We start from the raw sequence: 16,309 nt of genomic DNA, 5'->3' as shown, positions 1-16,309 counted from the left end.
GATCCGCCGCGTCGTTGCATAAGAAAGGCGGCTTCGCCCCGCGGGGCGAAGCCTGAAGGCGGATCAGAATTGATACTGGTCGATGTTCTGCGCGTTGAAAACCAGCGGCTCGCTGAAGATGATGACGCCGTTCTTCGCGGTGAAGCTGCCGAGATCGCCCGCCGTGAAGGTGCTGTTCTTGGTGATCGCGTTGTTATAGGCAAGGCGCGCGACATACATCACCAATTCGCCCTCCTTCACCTCATCCCACAAGGGGCTTTCCTTGATGATGCCGGCCTTGACGTATTGACGGATCGAATCCGGGTCGGAGCAACCGGTGACGAAGACCTTGCCGGTGAGGCCGAGCTTCTGCACTGCCGCCGCCGCGCCCACTTCCGCCGCGCCGTCGGGCGCGATGATGCCAGTGACGCCCGGGTTAGCCTGCAGAATGTTGAGGCCGGCGGTGAGCGATTGCGAGGGGCTCGACTGGCCGTATTGCGTCGTAACGATCGTCATCTTCGGATAGGCGGTCTTCATATAGTCTTTGAGCGCGCCGATCCAGGCGTTCTGGATCGTTGCATCCGGAGTGGAGGAGAGGATGGCGATCTTGGCGTCAGGCCCGGTGTATTTGGCAACCGCATCGACGAGCGCCTTGCCCATCGCCGGATAGGCGGTGTTCTGGATGAAGAAATCCCGCGCATCGGGCGCGACATCGCTATCGTAGGAGACGACCTTGATGCCCATCTTCATCGCGCGCTTCAGCGCGGGCGCGAGTTCGGTCGGGTTATTCGCGGTCGTCGTGATCACGTTGAAGCGGCGGGCGATGAGGCTGTTGAAGACATCAACCTGGCCCTGCGCCGAGGCGGTGACAGGCCCGGTATAGAGGAAGTTGATATTGAGCTTCTTGGCCGCGGCTTCAGCGCCCTTCTCATTGGCCTTGAAAACCGAGAGGCCGACGAGCTTGGGCACCATGGCGACATGGATGCGCTTCGCTGTGTCGATGGTTTGGGCATGCGCCGCAGCCAGCGAGGCGCCGAGCATGGCGGTGGCGAGAAGCGCTGCCTTCCTGGAGAGTTTCATTTTAATTCCCTGATGGTTTCTGAGTTCAGCCAATCGGCCTGGTGAAGGTGAGCCTTCATCATGCCGCTTCGTTTACCTTGCCGCCGCGGCTGCGGAGGCGGAGGAAGAGAAGAGCGAGCCCGGTGCCGCGCCCCGAGAGGAGATTGCGGATGGCGATGGCTATGAGCAGGATTGCGCCGGTCAGCATCGTCGTCACCATGTCGGAGAAGCCGCCGATCAGCATGCCTTGCCGGAGAAAACCGAGCAGCAGAACGGCGAGCACGACGCCGGCCATGCTGCCTTCACCGCCGAAGATGCTGACGCCGCCGAGAACGACCATCGTGATGGTGGTGAGCAGCAGGATATCGCCCATATCCGGCCGCACGGCGCTGTAATAGGAGGCGAGCACGATGCCGGCCAGCGCCGCCATGGCGCCGCTGATGATATAGGCGCTGGCGATGATGCGGTTGACACGCACGCCGGCGTAGCGCGCGGCATCGCCATTATAGCCGACCATGACCACCTTGCGCCCATAGGCGCTGCGCGACATGAGCAGCGCGAAGAAAATGGCCAGCACTACAAAGAGCAGAAGCTGATAGGGCAGGATGCCGCCGATGAGCCCTTGGCCGAGCGCGTTGAAGCTATCGGGGAAGCCGGAGGGTGGCGCGGCACCGGCAAGGGCGGTGCCGATGCTGCCGAAGATGAAGCTGGTGGCGAGCGTCGCGATCAGCGGTTCCGTCCGGAACCGGGTGATGATCATGCCGTTGATCCAGCCGAGCAGCGCGCCGAGCAGAATGCCCAAGAGGGCGGCGATCCAGATCGACAGGTGCAGCCCCTGCCAGAATTCCGCCATGACGATGGCCGAAAGCCCGGCGATGGCGCCGACCGATAGATCGATCCCGCCCGTCAGGATGACGACGGCGAGGCCAAGGGCAACGATGCCGAAAGGCAGGAAGTTCTGGGTGAGGCCGAGCAGCGAGCCGAGCCCATCGTAGAAGCCCGGGATGCCGAAGCAAAAGCCCAGGACTTCGAGGATGAAGAGGGCGACGAGCGCGCGCTCCCAACCGGCGAGCGGAAAGCGCGAGCCGGTGCGCCGCGCGGTGACGGTATTGGCGAGATCCTTCATCGCGAAGCCCTCCCGGCGCCGGCTTGGCGCATGCCGAGCGTGACGGTGAGCAGGATCATCGCGCCCTCGCCGGCCGAGTACCAGATCGGCGGCACGTGCAGAAAGACCAGGGCGGTCAGGATCACGCTGAGAAAGAGGCCGCCGAGCACGGTGCCGATCATGTTGCCGCGTCCTCCGGCGATCGCCGTGCCGCCGATGAGCGCCACCGCGATCGATTGCAGTTCGACATGATCGCCGGTGCCGGTGGTCACGGTCGCCGAGCCCGTGTAGGCGACGAAGACGAGCCCGGCGAAAGCCGCGAGCACGCCGGAGATCATGTAGACCCGCACTTGGGTGGAGGTGACGGAAACGCCGGCATTGTAGGCGGCAGCGGCATTGTTGCCGATGGCGAGGACGGCGCGGCCGAAGAGCGTCTGCCCGAGCGTGAACCAGCAGAGAAGCAGCGCGGCCGCGAGCGCGAGAACCGGGATCGGCACCGGCAGCCAGGGCGCCAGCAGGCCGTTGCCGAAGGTCGCATAGGCCGGCGGCACTGCCGTCACCTGAGTGCCGTTCGAATAGATGAACATCAGGCCGCTATAAATACTGTAGGTGCCGAGCGTGACGATGATCGGCGGAATGGTGATGCGTGCGACGAGAAGGCCGTTGATGGTGCCGAGGACGAGGCCGATGACGAGGGCGACGCCGAAGGCGGCCGCCAGCGGCAGGCCGGAATTCTGCGCGAGCAGGCCGGTGACCACGGCGGTGAGCCCCATGATCGGGGCGACCGAAAGATCGATCCCGCGCGTCGCGATCACCCAGGTTTGCCCGAGTGCCACGAGCGACAGCACGACCGAGTTCAGCACCATGAAGCGGATGTTTTCGAGCGAGACGAAGCGATGATTGATGGCGCCGACTGCAACCAGCGTCACCACCGTCGCGACGATGAGGGTGATCTCGCGCATTTCGCCGCGGCTCTGCGCCTTCCTGCGGGTGCGGCCGCCAGCCGGAGGATGGGCGGCGACACTTTGCTCTTCGATCATCATCGCTTTCATCGGCCGGAGGCCTCGGCACTGCTGAGATAGGAGGAGGAGACGCGCTCCTGGGTGATGTCATCGCCCGCAAGCTCGGCGACGATCCGCCCGTCATAGACCGAGAGGATGCGGTCACAGAGGCGGACAAGCTCCTCAAGTTCGGAGGAGATGACGATGAGCCCCATGCCCTCGCGGGCGAGCCCGTCGATCAACTCGTAGATCTCGTCCTTGGCGCCGACATCGACGCCGCGCGTCGGCTCGTCAAGAATAGCGACCTTGGGCCCGGTACCCATCCATTTGCCGAACACCACCTTCTGCTGGTTGCCGCCAGAGAGCTGGCGCAGCTTCTGATCGATGCCCGCGCAACGCACGCGATAGCGCAGCACCGTCTCGCTGCCGATCCGGTCCTCGTCCTTTTGGCTGAGCAACCCCATGCGCGAGCGCACCCGTTCCAGAAGGCCCGAGGTCAGGTTCTCGGTAATCGTCATCGGCAGAATGGCGCCGTGCTTGGCCCGGTCTTCCGGCGCATAGACAAGGCCGCGGCGGATGATCTCATGCGTACTGCACGCGGCGATATCCGCGCCGTCGAGCAGCACGCTGCCGCGATCCTTGCGCCGCACGCCGAAGATGGCCTCGGCGATTTCCGTCCGCCCGGCGCCGACGAGGCCGGCGAGGCCGAGGATCTCGCCCTTGTGGAGGGTGAAGCCGACATCGCGGAAGCGCGGCTCGCTCGCGAGGTTCTGCACGGTGAGCACGGGCTCGGCGGTCGCATGGCTGATCTGGCGGCGCGGGATCACCCGCATCTCCCGCCCGACCATCAGGGACATCAGCCGCACGCGATCGAAATCCTGCCGCGCCGCGCTGCCGACGAGCGCGCCATCGCGAAGCACGCTGATATCATCGGAAATGTCGAGCACTTCGTCCATGCGGTGGCTGATGAAACCGAGGGTATAACCCTCGGATCGCATGCGGCGCATGGTAGCGAAGAGGCGTTCCACCTCATGCGTCGTCAAAGGCGAGGTAGGCTCATCGAACAGGATCACGCGGCAGCCGCGCAAGAGGGCTTTCGCGCATTCGAGTTGTTGCTGCTGGGCGATGCTGAGATGCCGCGCCGGCTGGTCCGGGTCGATATCGAGCTTGAGGGTTGCGAGCGCCTCGACCGCACGCTTGCGCGCGGATTTCCAATCGACCCGGCGGGGAAGGCGCCCGACCGTCGGCAATTGTCCGACGAACATGGTCTCGGTGACGGAGAGTTCCGCCATCACCGCGGGCTCCTGCGGCACGAGATAGATGCCGGCATGATGCGCGGCCGAGGGCGAGGGGAGAGAGAGTTCCTGGCCGTCGAGAGAAAGGTGGCCGCCGGTCGGCCGCACGAGGCCGGAGAGGATCTTGAACGCGGTCGATTTGCCGGCGCCGTTCTCTCCCATGATGGTATGCACGCGGCCCGGGCGCATGGTGATGCTGACATCCCGCAGGACGACGACATTGCCGTAGCGCTTCATGAGATTGCGTGCCGCATATTCGCCGGAAGACGGCGCAGCAACGCGGCTTTGCGCGGTAACGGCCACTGGATTTCCTCCCGAACGGCTCTTCCCGGAACGGCGGCCGCCTGCCCATCGTCTCTAGCCGCTCTCAAATGGTAGCGCAACCAATTTATCTTCACATGGCGGAGATTTTGGCGATGGGCTAGGATCGCCGCATGAACGAGATGAGTAGCCGCGCCGCAAGACGGACCGTTCGGCCGCATACCGTCACCCTGAAGCATGTGGCGGAGCGCGCGGGTGTCTCCCCCATCACCGTCTCCCGCGTCGTCAATACGCCGGATGCCGTCTCGGAAGGCCTGCGGACCAAGGTGGAGGAGGCGATCCGCGCCCTCGGCTATGTGCCGAACCGGGTGGCAGGCGCGCTCGCCTCGGCGGAAAGCCGGGTCGTGCTCGTCATCGTGCCTTCACTGTCGAACGCCGTGTTCATCGAGGTCATCCAGGGTATCCAGACGGTTCTGGAAGTGGCGGGCTACCAGATGCTGCTCGGCAATACCCAATACGATCTGGAGCGGGAGCAGGATCTCGCGGCGGCGCTGCTCGGCTGGTCTCCCGCCGGCATCATCATCGCCGGGCTCAAGCATACCGAGGGCACACGCAGCCTGCTCAAGGGGTGGCAGCGGCCGGTGATGGAGATCATGGAGCATGGCACCCGGCCGATCGACATGAATGTCGGCCTCTCGCACTACAAGGCCGGCGATGCCATGGGGGAGCATCTGGTGGCCCGCGGCTATCGCGAGATCGGCTTCATCGGCGGGCGGATGAAGGCTGATTATCGGGCGATGCAGCGCTACAAGGGGCTCGACCGCTGCCTCAACCGCCATGGGCTGACCCGGCGGCCGCCCTTCACCCATGATTGCAAATCGAGCGCGGAGATCGGCGGCGATGCCTTCATGCGCGCGCTGGAGGCAGCACCCGAACTCGACGCTTTGTTCTTCGCCAATGACGATCTGGCGGTCGGCGCCATCCTGCGGGCGCAGCGCGAGGGCATTGCCGTGCCGAAGCGGGTGGCGATCGCCGGCTTCAACGGCTTTTCCATCGGCAATCTGGTGCAGCCCCCGCTCACCACCATCGTATCTCCCCGCCAGCGGATGGGGGAGCTTGCGGCAAGCAAGCTCATCGCCCGCATCCGCGGCCAGGATGCGGGGCCAGCAAGCGTCGATATCGGCTTCTCACTCCGCCTCGGCGAGAGCACCTGAGGCCGGCAGGGCGCGGAGAGCCGGGATCGTCACCCCGATCATGTCGGCTTCATCGACCAGGGCGGCAAGCGCCTCCGCACTCCAGCCCTCGGTGCCGGCGGGGCGGCATGGCAGAACCATCCAGCGGTAATCGGCCGTGCTATCCACCACCCGGATGCCGCATTCTTCCGGCAACTCGGTGCCCCATTCCGCCAGCACGCCGCGCGGATCGCGCACCGCACGGGCGCGATAGCCGGTCGATTTGAACCAGAAGGGCGGGTAGCCGAGCACAGCGCGGGGGTAGCAGCTGCAGAGCGTGCAGACCACGAGATGGTGCAGCTGCGGCGTATCTTCGAGCACGCCGAGCGGCGGCAGGCCCCGCATCGGGATGCCCATGGCTTCCGCCGCCCGCGTGCCGTCGCTCAGCATCAGCGCGCGGAAGGCGGGATCGGTCCAGGCGCGGGCGACCATCGCGGCGCCGAGGGCGGGGGAGGCGGTATCGGTGATGCGGATCCGCTCGGCGATTTCGGCCGCGCTCGCGATGCCTTTCTCGGCCAGGATCTGCCGCAGCGCGGCGAGCAGGGTGGCGGGGGCGATCTCGGACAGCGTCATGGCGCGACCTCCAGCCAGGATTCGTAGAGTTCGACGAGGATCTCCGCCTCCGGCCGGCCATCGCGCCACAGTCTCCGGCCATCGAAGGCGACGTGATAGAGGGCGAGGGGTTCGGCCGGGCGGCCGAAGGCGCCATCCTCCGGATTGGGGAAATGGCCGAGATGCCGCACCACCTCGCCTTCCGCGCCGCGCAGGAAATGCGGTGTGCGGATATGGCAGGGGCCGCGCGTCTCCGGCCAGTCATCGCGCACGCGCACCTTCGTGCCGGGCGGGATCATGGCGCGGCCCCGGCCAGCGCCGCCCGCAGCTCTGCCTCCCCCACCACCTGCTTTTCCAGCAGGATGGCGGTGATGGAGCAGAGCCAGCGCTCGTAATAGCCGAGGCGGAGGTAGTCGGCCTCCGGCAGCGCCTCGATCCCGCGGCGCAACTCATCGACCGACATGACCTGCTTGCCGCCGAGGATCTGGCGGATCGCATCGACCTCGCGGTCGAAATCGCTCAGCGCATGCGGCGAGGTGTCGATAGGCTCGCAGAGATAGCGGGAGACGCCGCCGAGGTCATGCATCGCCCGGGGCACCGGCAGGTCGGTCGTGTCGGTCATCGTGTCAGTCCTCGCGCGGGGATCGGCCAGGTCGCCTCCACCAAGCCGCGACGGCCGACCGCCACTGCGTCATGCAGGTTGGTGACGACGCAGACATGGTTGGGAATGATCCGCAGCTTTTGGCCGAGCACCGGCTTCGCGGCGCAGCGGCTGAGATCGACCATCGCATGCTCCTCGCTCAGCCGCTCGATCGCCGCCTCCGGGTAATCAGGGAGGTAGCCGTAGCCGGCCTCCCGGCCGCCCGCGCGCAGATCGCTGGATAGCGTCTTGGAGCCGCAATCGAGCACGGCGCGATGCTCCTCCGGCCGGCTGATGACCGTCGCCTGCACTACGAGCGCGCAATCTTCGAGGCTGGCCGCGCCGGCATCGACCATCATCATGTCGTTATAGATATAGGTGCCGACGCGCAGCTCGGTGACGCCGGCGGCCTCATGCGCGCGGTCGTAGCCCGGCGTGCCGCCGGCCGAGACGACCGGCGGCTCCACACCCGCTTCCTTGATGGCGCGGACGAAGCCCGCCGTGCCCGCACCAAGCGGATAGGTCATCAGCCCGTCGAAGCGCAGCAGCGGCGCCGCCTGGATCGCGGCGTGCAGGCTGAGCGCGGCATCGACGCTCATGACCCCGGTGCGCTTCATGCCGCTGTCGAACTCCACCATCACGCCGATCGGCACGGCGGCTTCCGCGGCTGCCTGGGCGACCGTTTCGAGCGCCAGCGGATTGTCGATGGCGACCCGCATGGCCGCCCGCCGCGCGAGGGCGGCAAGGCGGCGGGCCTTCTCCGCCCCGATGAGCGGGTAGGAAAGGAAGATATCGGTCAGCCCGGCATCGGCCATCACCTCGGCTTCGCCGAGCTTCTGGCAGGTGATGCCGACGGCGCCGAGCGCTACCTGCCGTTGCGCGAAAGCCGGCAGCTTGTGGGTTTTGATATGCGGCCGGAGGCTGAGGCCATGCTGGTCGGCATAAGCCTGCATGCGTTCGAGGTTACGCTCCACGATATCGAGGTCGATCACCGGCATCGGTGTATCGAGCGTGCCGACCGGCTGCCCCCCGCTCATGCCGAGAGGACCGCGATGCAATCGACCTCGACCAGAATGCCGTTCAGCTGGCAGCCGATGGTGGTGCGGGCCGGCGGGGCGGCGGGGAAGAATTCGGCATAGACCGCGTTCCATTCGCGAAAGCGGGTGACATCGCTGAGATAGGCGTTGATCTTCACGACATCGTCGAGGCTGCTGCCCGCGCCTTCCAGGATCGTGCGGAGATTGGCGAGCGTCTGACGCACCTGGCCGGCGAAGTCATCCGGCATACGCCCGGTGGCAGGGTCGGTCGGGCCCTGGCCGGAGACGAAGACGAAGCCGTTCGCCACCACCGCGTGGGAGTAATGGCCGCCGGCGGGTGCCGCGCCCTCGATCATCAAAGCCTGTCGCATGCCGCCTTCCTCTCATTCCCGCGCCAAGAGCCTGCCCGGCAGCCGCCCGGTGACGGCGCCGCCGGAAACCACCGCTTCCCCCGCCACCCAGACATCGCTGATGCCCGTCGGCAATTGCACCGGATCGGCGAAGGTCGCGCGATCCGTCACCGCATCTTCGAACAGAACGAGATCGGCCGCCATCCCTGGGCGGATCAGCCCGCGGCCGCCGAGGCCGAAGCGCTGGGCCGGGGCCGCCGTCATCCGCCGCACGGCATCTTCAAGGGTGAACCACCCCCGCTCCCGCCGGAGTGGCCCGAGCATGCGCGGGAAGGTGCCAAAGGCTCTGGGATGCGGCCGGGTGCCGGGCCGGGGCAGCCCGTCCGAGCCGACCATGTGCAGCCGGTGGCAGCAGGCGGCTTGCAGATCGGCCTCGTCGAGCTGGAACATCACGATCGCCGTCTGCCCGCCATCCTCTTCGACGAGACGGGCGAGCAGATCGAAAGGCGCGAGGCCGAGGCTCGCCGCCGCGGCGTCCATCCGCTGGCCCTCGAGGCTCTTGAGCGCAGCCGCGCCGATGCCCGAGAGGAGCACATTGCCCCAGCCGATGAGCGCGATCTTGGATTGGGCGTGGGGATCTTCGCTCCCCTCTTCCACCCAGCGGCGCAGGCGGGCGCGCTCCGCCGGGTCGTGCAGCCGGGCGAGGAGGGCGGCAAGCCCGCCTTCCTGCGCGGCGGGGGGCAGAAGCTGGAGCAGGGTGCTGCTGCCGGCGGGGTAGGGATACATGTCGAAGCTGATGTCGATCCCCGCCGCGCGGGCCGCCTCCAGCCTGGCGAGGGCAAGGGGGATCTGCCCCCAATGCGGCTTGCCCGCCGATTGCAGGTGGGAGAGCAGGCCCGGCGCTCCGCTGGCGGCCAAAATGGCGATGAATTCCTCGATCGAGGGCAGCAGCCCGGCCTCGTAGCTCCGCACATGGGCGGCGAGGATGCCGCCCTCCTCCCGCACCGTGGTGGCCAGCGCCACCAGCTCGCCCATCTCCGCGAAGGCGCTCGGCGGATAGACGAGGCCGAGCGAGAGGCCGCCGGCGCCGGCGCGCAGCGCAGGACGCAGCAGATCCTGCATAGCGCGGATCTCGGCCTCGGTCGCGGACCGCCGCTCATAGCCCATGACAGCCAGCCGCAGCGCGGCATGGCCGACAAGGGAGACGAGGTTGAGCGCGATGCCCGGGTCTTCCAGCGCCGCGCGATAGGCGGGGAGATCGGCGAAGACCTCCTCGCGCCCGGTCTCTCCCAGGAGAGCACCGAAATGGCCGCGCAGCAGGTCTTTCGCATGCTCGGGCGCAGGATAGAGCGAGAAGCTGCAATTGCCGACGACGATGGAGGTGACGCCCTGGAGCGCCTTCTCGGGCCGCGTCCGCTCCCGCAGGAAGGCGAGATCGTCATGGCAATGGGCGTCGATGAAGCCGGGAGCGAGGAAGCGGCCGGCGGCTGCGAGCACCGCCGCACCTGTCTGATCGAGCCCCGGGCCGACGGCCGCGATCCGGCCGCCGGAAAGCCGCACATCGCCGCGAAACCAGGGCGCGCCGGTGCCATCGATGATGCGGGCGTTTGATATCACAAGATCCGGGTGCATGGGCCGAGGGCCTCCTCTCGGCGGCCAGCCTATACGCCCGCGGCGAGTTCGGCCATGCTGCGGCAGGCATGAGGAGGAGATCCCGGATGGCCAGCATTCCTGCTCGGGCGGCGCGATGAGCACGGCGCGCGCCTGGGCCTTCGTCACTGGCGGCGGCGGCGATATCGGCGGCGCCATCGCCGATGTGCTGTCCACCCGCGGCTGGGGGGTGATCGTCGCTGATATCGACGGCACGCGGGCCGAGGCGGTGGCAGCGCGGCTGCGGGCGGCGGGGGGCGTCGCGGAGGCGATGGCGGTGGATGTCACCGACGAGGCGGCGGTGGCGGAGGCGGCGCGCCGGGCCTTGGGTCTCGGCGATGTGCGGGCGCTGGTCAACAATGCCGGCCGCGCCTTGGGGCCCAGCATGCGCGGGATGGATTATGCGACCTGGCGGCGTGATATCACGCTCAACCTCGACAGCGCCTTCCTCTGCATCCAGGCCTTCCGCGCGCATCTGCTCGCGCATGGCGGCGGCATCGTCAACATAGGATCGGTCAACGGCCTCGGGATGTTCGGCCATCCGGCCTATAGTGCTGCCAAGGCCGGGTTGATGCATCTCACCCGCTGCCTTGCGGTTGAATTCGGCCCGCAGGGAGTGCGCGTCAATGCGGTCGCGCCGGGCACGGTGCGCACGCGCGCATGGGATGAGCGTTTGGCGGCCAACCCGGCGGTCTTCGATGAAGTGACCAGCTGGTATCCCTTGGGGAAGGTCGCGACGCCGCAGGACGTGGCGCAGGCGGTGGGTTTCCTGCTATGCGACGAGGCTTCCCATATCACCGGCATCGTGCTGCCGGTGGATGGCGGCATTTCGGCTGGCTTGCCGCAGCTGCATCGCGCGATCACGCAGGAGCGCTAGACCGATCGGGCCGATGCGCGCGAGCGGTCGCGACTGCTGCGCCAGGTGTTTGTCTTGTCTGACGTCTTTACCAGGTGGCCGCAGCCTGTCAGGGTGGGATCCGCTTCCGGCGGCGGATTGCGGAGCGTCCCGGCGATGCTGCGTTGTCGAGGCAACAAGGACGCGCTGGCCTCGCAGGCGCAGGAGTTTTTCCGCACCGCGGCACAAAAGATCCTGGCCCCCCGGCTATACAAGTCGGCCTTGCCTTGCTTAGAGTTCAAACCTGCATTGCTCGCAACACGAAAGAAGGGTTCTTATGCGCATCGCCCGACGTTCCCTTGCCGCCGCCGGAGCTTCCGCGGCCCTTGCCCTCACCATGGGCTTTCTGGCGGCGCCGGCAGCGCGCGCCGATACCGTGCTGACGCTGGTGGCGGCCGATTACGGCACCGGCCCCGCCGACAGCAGCCAGATCTATTGGCAGAAGATCGCCGACGCCTTCCACGCGGCCAATCCCTCGATCACCGTGAAGGTGCAGACCGTCAACTGGAACGACTTCGACACCAAGATCCAGACGATGGTGCAGAACCGCCAGTATCCGGACATCACCGAAGGCGATTACTTCTCGAACTATGCGCAGGAAGGCCTGCTCTACAAGGCGAGCGACGTGCTGAGCGACCCGGGCAACCTCATGCCCGCTTTCAAGACGCTCGGCAGCTACCAGGGCGTGCAATACGGCATGCCGTTCACCACCAGTTCGCGCGCCATGTTCTATAATAAGAAGCTCTTCGTCCAGGCGCATATCGCTGGGCCGCCCGGCACCTGGGCCGAGCTGAAGGCGGATGCCGGCAAGATCGCGGCCCTCGGCAAGATCGGCTATGGCATGCCGCTTGGGCCGGAAGAGGCGCAGGCCGAAACCCTGCTGTGGCTGCTCGGCAATGGTGGTGGCTATCAGAAGGACGGCAAGTGGGTCATCAATAGCCCGCAGAACGTCCAGACGCTGAAATTCATGACCTCGCTGGTCAAGGCAGGGGATACCGAGCCGAACCCCGGCACCAAGAACCGCGCCGTCATCCTCGAACAATTCGCCCAGGGCCAGGTTGGCATGCTGAACGGCCTCACCGCACTCCTGCCGATCATCAAGCAGGCCGGCGTGCTGACGGATGCCGATTGGGGCACGGCGCCGATCGCCGGCAAGAAGGGCCCGCTCGATACCACCCTCGGCGTTTGCGATTTCATCGCCGCCTTCAAGACCGACGGGAAGAAGGAAGCCGCGATCAAGAAATTCCTCGATTTCGCGATGCAGGACCAATACCAGGTCGCCTTTGCGCAGGAATACAATCTCCTGCCCGGCACCACTTCGGGCGCTGCCGCCTTCGTCAAGGTCGATCCGGCGCTTGCCTCCTTCGTCAATGCCCTGCCCAAGGCGGTGCAGTATCCGAACGCCCCGGTCTGGGCGCAGGTGAAGACGCAGATCCAGCAGCTTATCGGCACGGCGATCGGCCCGCATCCGAAGGCGGTCCTGGACAACATCCAGCAAACCGCGCTCAAGGGCAGCTGAGGCTCACTTTGGATCGGCGTTCATGAGCCTTTCGACGGTCGATGAGGGGGTGCGGGCAGGGAGCCGCCGCGCCCCCTCCCGCTTCTTCGCGCGGCTGAGCCCACTGCTCTGGGTCGGCCCCGCTGTCCTGCTGATCGCGGGCGTCGTCGTCTGGCCCGTCTTCATCATGATCGAGACCGCCTTCCAGAACATCAGTCCGGACGGTTTCATCCGCGGCTGGGCCGGGTGGCGGAACTTCGTCTTCCTCTGGCAGGAGCCGGAACTCTTCGGCATCCTCGCTCGCACGCTGATCTGGGTGATTTCGGTGGTAGCGATCACCATGCTGATCAGCCTGGCGCTTGCCCAACTCTTCAACCAGAAATTTCCCGGCCGGCGGGTGGCGCGCTGGGCGCTGATCGCCCCCTGGGCCGCCTCGGTGATGATGACGGCGATCGTCTTCCGCTGGGCGCTCGATCCCAATAACGGGGTGATCAACGTCTTTCTGCACCAGATCGGCTTCCTCGCCCGCTTCAACAGCGACGCGGCGGACTGGCTCGGCTCCCCCGGCACCGCCTTCCCCTGGATGATCGTGGTCGCGATCTTCGTCTCGGTGCCTTTCGCGACCTATGCGCTGCTCGCCGGCCTGCAGGGCATTCCGTCCGATGTTTACGAGGCGGCGCGCGTCGATGGCGCCGGACGCTGGCGCACCTATCTCTCGATCACCCTGCCGCTCCTGAAACCCGCCTTCGTGGTCGCGCTGCTCATCAATGTCATGAACGTCTTCAACTCCTTCCCCATCATCTGGGAGATGACGCGCGGCGGCCCCGGCCATGAGACGAGCACGACGACAACCTTCATGTATCAGCTGAAGGAGAGCTACATCGGGGAATCGGCCGCCATGTCGGTGATCAATTTCGGCCTCGTGCTGCTCATCGTCGCACTCTATCTGCGGGTCACGGTGTGGAAGAAGGAGGGTGCCTGAGATGGAGGCAGCGCTTCCCCGCCGCCCGGCCGGCAACTGGCCCTGGCAGAGCCTCGTCTATGCCGGCATCGCCTATATCGTGGCGGTGATCTTCCTGCTCCCTTATGTCGAGATGATCATCGCGGCACTGCGGCCGGCCAACCAGATGCTGGCGCAGGACTATCTGCCGAGCCATTTCGATTTCGCCGCCTTCTTCAATATCTGGAAGACCGGCTTCGGCACCAATCTCAGGATCAGCCTCGAAGTCGCCGGCGGCTCTACCATCCTCGTGCTGCTGGTAGCGATCCCGGCCGCCTACTATACCGCCCGCCAGCGGTTTCGCGGCCGCGGCGCCTTCATGCTGCTGGTGCTGGTGACGCAGATGTTCCAGCCGACCGCCATGCTGGTCGGGCTTTACCGCGAATTTCTCGATCTCGGCATGCTTGATAGCGTCCTCGCGCTGATCCTGGTCAATGCCGGCTTCAACATGGCCTTCGCGGTCTGGATCATGAACGCCTATGTCTCGGCGATCCCGGCTGAACTCGAGGAGGCCGCCTTCATCGACGGGTCGAGCCGTATCGGCGCGCTCTTCCGTGTCACCCTGCCGCTGGCGCTGCCTGGCATCGTGACGGCGCTCATCTTCACCTTCATCAGCGCCTGGAACGAGTTCATCGTGGCGCTGACCTTGACCACCTCGCAGGCGACGGAGCCGCTCACCGTCGCCCTCAACGCCTATATCGGCCAGTATCAGGTGGATTGGAGCCATCTTTTCGCGGGATCGGTGATCGCGACGATCCCGGTCATCATCCTCTTCGCGCTGATCGAAGGGAAGGTGGTGGGCGGGCTCACGGCTGGGTCGATCAAGTGAGCGATGCAGGCATGCCGGCCTATCGCCGGCCGCCGCAGATCGAAATCTGCGTCGACGATCTGGCCGGCGCCCTGGCGGCGGAGGCCGAGGGGGCGGACCGCATTGAACTCTGTAGCGCCATGTCTGAGGGCGGGCTGACGCCGAGCTTTGGCCTCGTGCAGGCGGTTCTGAGCCGTGTGCGGCGTATCGGCGTGCGGGTAATGATCCGCCCGCGCGGCGGCAATTACGTATTCTCGCCGGAGGAGATCGAGGTGATGCTGGCCGATATCGCGGCCATCCGCGCGCTGCCTAAGGCCGCCGGCGTCACCATCGGCTTCGTCTGCGGCGCTTTGACCGCGGGCGGGGTGATCGATGCCCGCGCCATCACCCGGCTCAAGACGGCTTGCGGGGGCGCGCCCGTCACCTTCCATAAGGCCTTCGACGTAACGCGAGATCTGACCGCCGCGCTCGATACCCTGCTCGGCTTGGGGATCCGCTCGGTGCTCACCTCCGGCGGCAAGCCGACCGCGGAGAGCGGCGCGGAAGGGCTGGCTGCCCTGGTGGCGCAGGCGCGCGGGCGGGTGGCGATCATCGCCGGGGGCAGCGTGCGAGCGGGGAATGTGCGGGCTTTGCTCGACCGGACCGGCGTGCCGGAAGTGCATCTGCGCGCCATGCGGCCGGATGCCCATGGCCGGCTGGTGACCTCGACGGAGGAGATCGCGGCCTTCATTCGGGCTGCGCGCGGGGCCTGATGCGCCTGCCGGTTGCGCTCGCGGTCGATGTCGGCGGCACCAGCTTCAAGGCGGCGCTCGTGGATGGAGACGGGGCGTTTCTGCGTCAGGGCCGGGAGCCGACGGCGGGCGATCGGGGGGAGGCGGCCTATCAGCGGCTGGAAGCTTTCGTCGCCGAGATGCTTGGGCGGCCGGAGGGGCGGCCGGAGGTGATCGGCCTCATCAGCCCCGGGATGGAGGAGGCGAGCGGCCGGGTGCTCTTCGCCGCCAATCTCGGCTGGCGGGATTTCCCGCTGGCGGCGCGGCTCGCCGAGCGTTTCGGCCTGCCGGTTGCCGGCGGGCATGACGTGCGCACGGCCGGTCTTGCCGAATTTCTGCTCGGCGCGGCGCGCGGGGAGCGGGATGCGGCGCTGGTGATGGTCGGCACCGGCATCGCCGCGGCCTTTCTCTCCTCCGGCCAGCTGATCGCCGGGGGGGGGCGCATGGCTGGCGAAATCGGCCATATCCCGATCTATCCGGATGGTGAGCCCTGCGCCTGCGGCCAGTTCGGCTGCCTCGAAACCTATGCTTCGGCGGCGGCGGTGGCACGGCGGTACCGCGCGCGGGGCGGGGCTTCGGCGCTCGGCGCGGCCGAGATCGCCGCCCGTCTGGCTGAGGATGGCCTGGCCGCGGCGGTCTGGGGTGAAGCGGTGGCCGCCCTCGCGCTCGGTCTCGCGACCGTCACGCTGATGCTCGACCCGGCGGTGATCGTGCTGAGCGGCGGCTTAGCGGACGCGGGGGAGCGGCTTTTGCCGCCGCTCAGGGCCGGCTTGCAGGGGCGGCTCGCCTGGCGCCAGGCGCCGCCGCTGACGGTTTCGAGCCTCGGCGGCCGCGGCGCGCTGCTTGGCGCCGCAATCCTCGGCTGGCAGCGACTGGGCGCGCGGATGGGGGATCTGCCGCCCGCGCTGCCGGCCGCTCCGGAATTCCCCTGAAGCTTGCAGGATCTTCGCTAAAGCTCTGATCGAGCGGGGTTAACGGGTGGCAGGGTGGCTGATGCCCGCCCGCAACCGGCAGCCCTTGTCCAGAGACAATTTGCGCGTGGCTACCCCGCATCGATGACGCTGCGATGACGTTGCGGGGGTGTTGACGGCCCCGCCTGGTGCGCTTAGAAGGCGGGTCACCGGCGGATGGCTGGGGTTGAGGTTAGCGGGTTGATCTGCTAGAAGCTTCGGCTCTC

At 66.9% G+C, this 16,309-nt stretch carries 17 protein-coding genes; 7 read left to right on the top strand and 10 right to left on the bottom strand.

Annotated elements, in window-relative coordinates; all coding sequences use genetic code 11:
• Positions 1-63: 63 nt before the first annotated feature.
• From ACYQ7X_RS02355 to ACYQ7X_RS02340, 4 genes are read right to left on the bottom strand one after another with little or no spacing between them, the layout of a single operon-like run.
• Positions 64-1,059: an autoinducer 2 ABC transporter substrate-binding protein gene (locus tag ACYQ7X_RS02355; protein ID WP_459695228.1), complete on the bottom strand. Its 996-nt coding sequence runs from the start codon at positions 1,057-1,059 to the stop codon at positions 64-66.
• 58 nt (positions 1,060-1,117) lie between these two features.
• Positions 1,118-2,164 carry an ABC transporter permease gene (locus tag ACYQ7X_RS02350; protein ID WP_459695227.1) on the bottom strand — a complete coding sequence of 349 codons (1,047 nt, stop codon included), beginning with the start codon at positions 2,162-2,164 and terminating at the stop codon, positions 1,118-1,120.
• Positions 2,161-3,183: an ABC transporter permease gene (locus ACYQ7X_RS02345; RefSeq protein WP_459695226.1), complete on the bottom strand. Its 1,023-nt coding sequence runs from the start codon at positions 3,181-3,183 to the stop codon at positions 2,161-2,163. Before ACYQ7X_RS02345 ends, ACYQ7X_RS02350 begins: the two co-directional genes overlap by 4 nt.
• An 8-nt stretch (positions 3,184-3,191) precedes the next feature.
• Positions 3,192-4,742, bottom strand: a complete 1,551-nt coding sequence (locus ACYQ7X_RS02340; RefSeq protein ID WP_459695225.1) for a sugar ABC transporter ATP-binding protein — start codon at positions 4,740-4,742, stop codon at positions 3,192-3,194.
• Between the two features lie 131 nt (positions 4,743-4,873).
• Between ACYQ7X_RS02340 and ACYQ7X_RS02335 the strand changes: the two genes are divergently transcribed.
• Positions 4,874-5,914 (top strand): LacI family DNA-binding transcriptional regulator, encoded by a 1,041-nt coding sequence (locus tag ACYQ7X_RS02335; protein ID WP_459695224.1) that lies wholly within the window; start codon positions 4,874-4,876, stop codon positions 5,912-5,914.
• Here the strand turns inward: ACYQ7X_RS02335 and ACYQ7X_RS02330 are convergent.
• The 6 genes from ACYQ7X_RS02330 to ACYQ7X_RS02305 are packed head-to-tail and all read right to left on the bottom strand — an operon-like array spanning position 5,888 to position 10,143.
• Positions 5,888-6,505: a nitrile hydratase subunit alpha gene (locus ACYQ7X_RS02330; protein ID WP_459695223.1), complete on the bottom strand. Its 618-nt coding sequence runs from the start codon at positions 6,503-6,505 to the stop codon at positions 5,888-5,890. The two genes, ACYQ7X_RS02335 and ACYQ7X_RS02330, sit on opposite strands and share 27 nt — an antisense overlap.
• Complete coding sequence (locus ACYQ7X_RS02325; RefSeq protein ID WP_459695222.1) at positions 6,502-6,783, bottom strand: SH3-like domain-containing protein; 282 nt, start codon at positions 6,781-6,783, stop codon at positions 6,502-6,504. Before ACYQ7X_RS02325 ends, ACYQ7X_RS02330 begins: the two co-directional genes overlap by 4 nt.
• Positions 6,780-7,106, bottom strand: a complete 327-nt coding sequence (locus tag ACYQ7X_RS02320) for a nitrile hydratase (RefSeq protein WP_459695221.1) — start codon at positions 7,104-7,106, stop codon at positions 6,780-6,782. The genes ACYQ7X_RS02325 and ACYQ7X_RS02320 overlap by 4 nt, the downstream gene beginning before the upstream one ends.
• A complete protein-coding gene (locus tag ACYQ7X_RS02315) occupies positions 7,103-8,161 on the bottom strand; it encodes an alanine racemase (RefSeq protein ID WP_459695220.1) in 1,059 nt (352 codons plus the stop codon). The genes ACYQ7X_RS02320 and ACYQ7X_RS02315 overlap by 4 nt, the downstream gene beginning before the upstream one ends.
• Positions 8,158-8,532: a RidA family protein gene (locus ACYQ7X_RS02310; RefSeq protein ID WP_459695219.1), complete on the bottom strand. Its 375-nt coding sequence runs from the start codon at positions 8,530-8,532 to the stop codon at positions 8,158-8,160. Before ACYQ7X_RS02310 ends, ACYQ7X_RS02315 begins: the two co-directional genes overlap by 4 nt.
• A 12-nt stretch (positions 8,533-8,544) precedes the next feature.
• A complete protein-coding gene (locus tag ACYQ7X_RS02305; protein ID WP_459695218.1) occupies positions 8,545-10,143 on the bottom strand; it encodes an N-acyl-D-amino-acid deacylase family protein in 1,599 nt (532 codons plus the stop codon).
• Between the two features lie 115 nt (positions 10,144-10,258).
• Between ACYQ7X_RS02305 and ACYQ7X_RS02300 the strand changes: the two genes are divergently transcribed.
• The 6 genes from ACYQ7X_RS02300 to ACYQ7X_RS02275 all read left to right on the top strand — a co-directional run bounded on the left by ACYQ7X_RS02300 (position 10,259) and on the right by ACYQ7X_RS02275 (position 16,064).
• Positions 10,259-11,038 carry an SDR family oxidoreductase gene (locus tag ACYQ7X_RS02300; RefSeq protein ID WP_459695217.1) on the top strand — a complete coding sequence of 260 codons (780 nt, stop codon included), beginning with the start codon at positions 10,259-10,261 and terminating at the stop codon, positions 11,036-11,038.
• 295 nt (positions 11,039-11,333) lie between these two features.
• Positions 11,334-12,575 carry an extracellular solute-binding protein gene (locus ACYQ7X_RS02295; protein ID WP_459695216.1) on the top strand — a complete coding sequence of 414 codons (1,242 nt, stop codon included), beginning with the start codon at positions 11,334-11,336 and terminating at the stop codon, positions 12,573-12,575.
• A 22-nt stretch (positions 12,576-12,597) separates the two neighbouring features.
• Positions 12,598-13,536, top strand: coding sequence for a carbohydrate ABC transporter permease (locus tag ACYQ7X_RS02290; RefSeq protein WP_459695215.1), 939 nt, complete (start codon positions 12,598-12,600; stop codon positions 13,534-13,536).
• Between the two features lies 1 nt (position 13,537).
• Entirely contained in the window at positions 13,538-14,383 is an 846-nt protein-coding gene (locus ACYQ7X_RS02285) for a carbohydrate ABC transporter permease (protein ID WP_459695214.1), read from the top strand.
• A gap of 11 nt (positions 14,384-14,394) precedes the next feature.
• The gene (locus tag ACYQ7X_RS02280) at positions 14,395-15,114 is read left to right on the top strand and encodes a copper homeostasis protein CutC (RefSeq protein ID WP_459695213.1); all 720 of its coding nucleotides are present in this window, start codon (positions 14,395-14,397) and stop codon (positions 15,112-15,114) included.
• Complete coding sequence (locus tag ACYQ7X_RS02275; protein WP_459695212.1) at positions 15,114-16,064, top strand: ROK family protein; 951 nt, start codon at positions 15,114-15,116, stop codon at positions 16,062-16,064. The genes ACYQ7X_RS02280 and ACYQ7X_RS02275 overlap by 1 nt, the downstream gene beginning before the upstream one ends.
• Positions 16,065-16,309: the final 245 nt, after the last annotated feature.

This window comes from Acidisoma sp. C75 (assembly GCF_054665095.1).
Note: the sequence above shows the minus strand (reverse complement) of the source record. Positions and strands in the feature narration are given on the sequence as shown.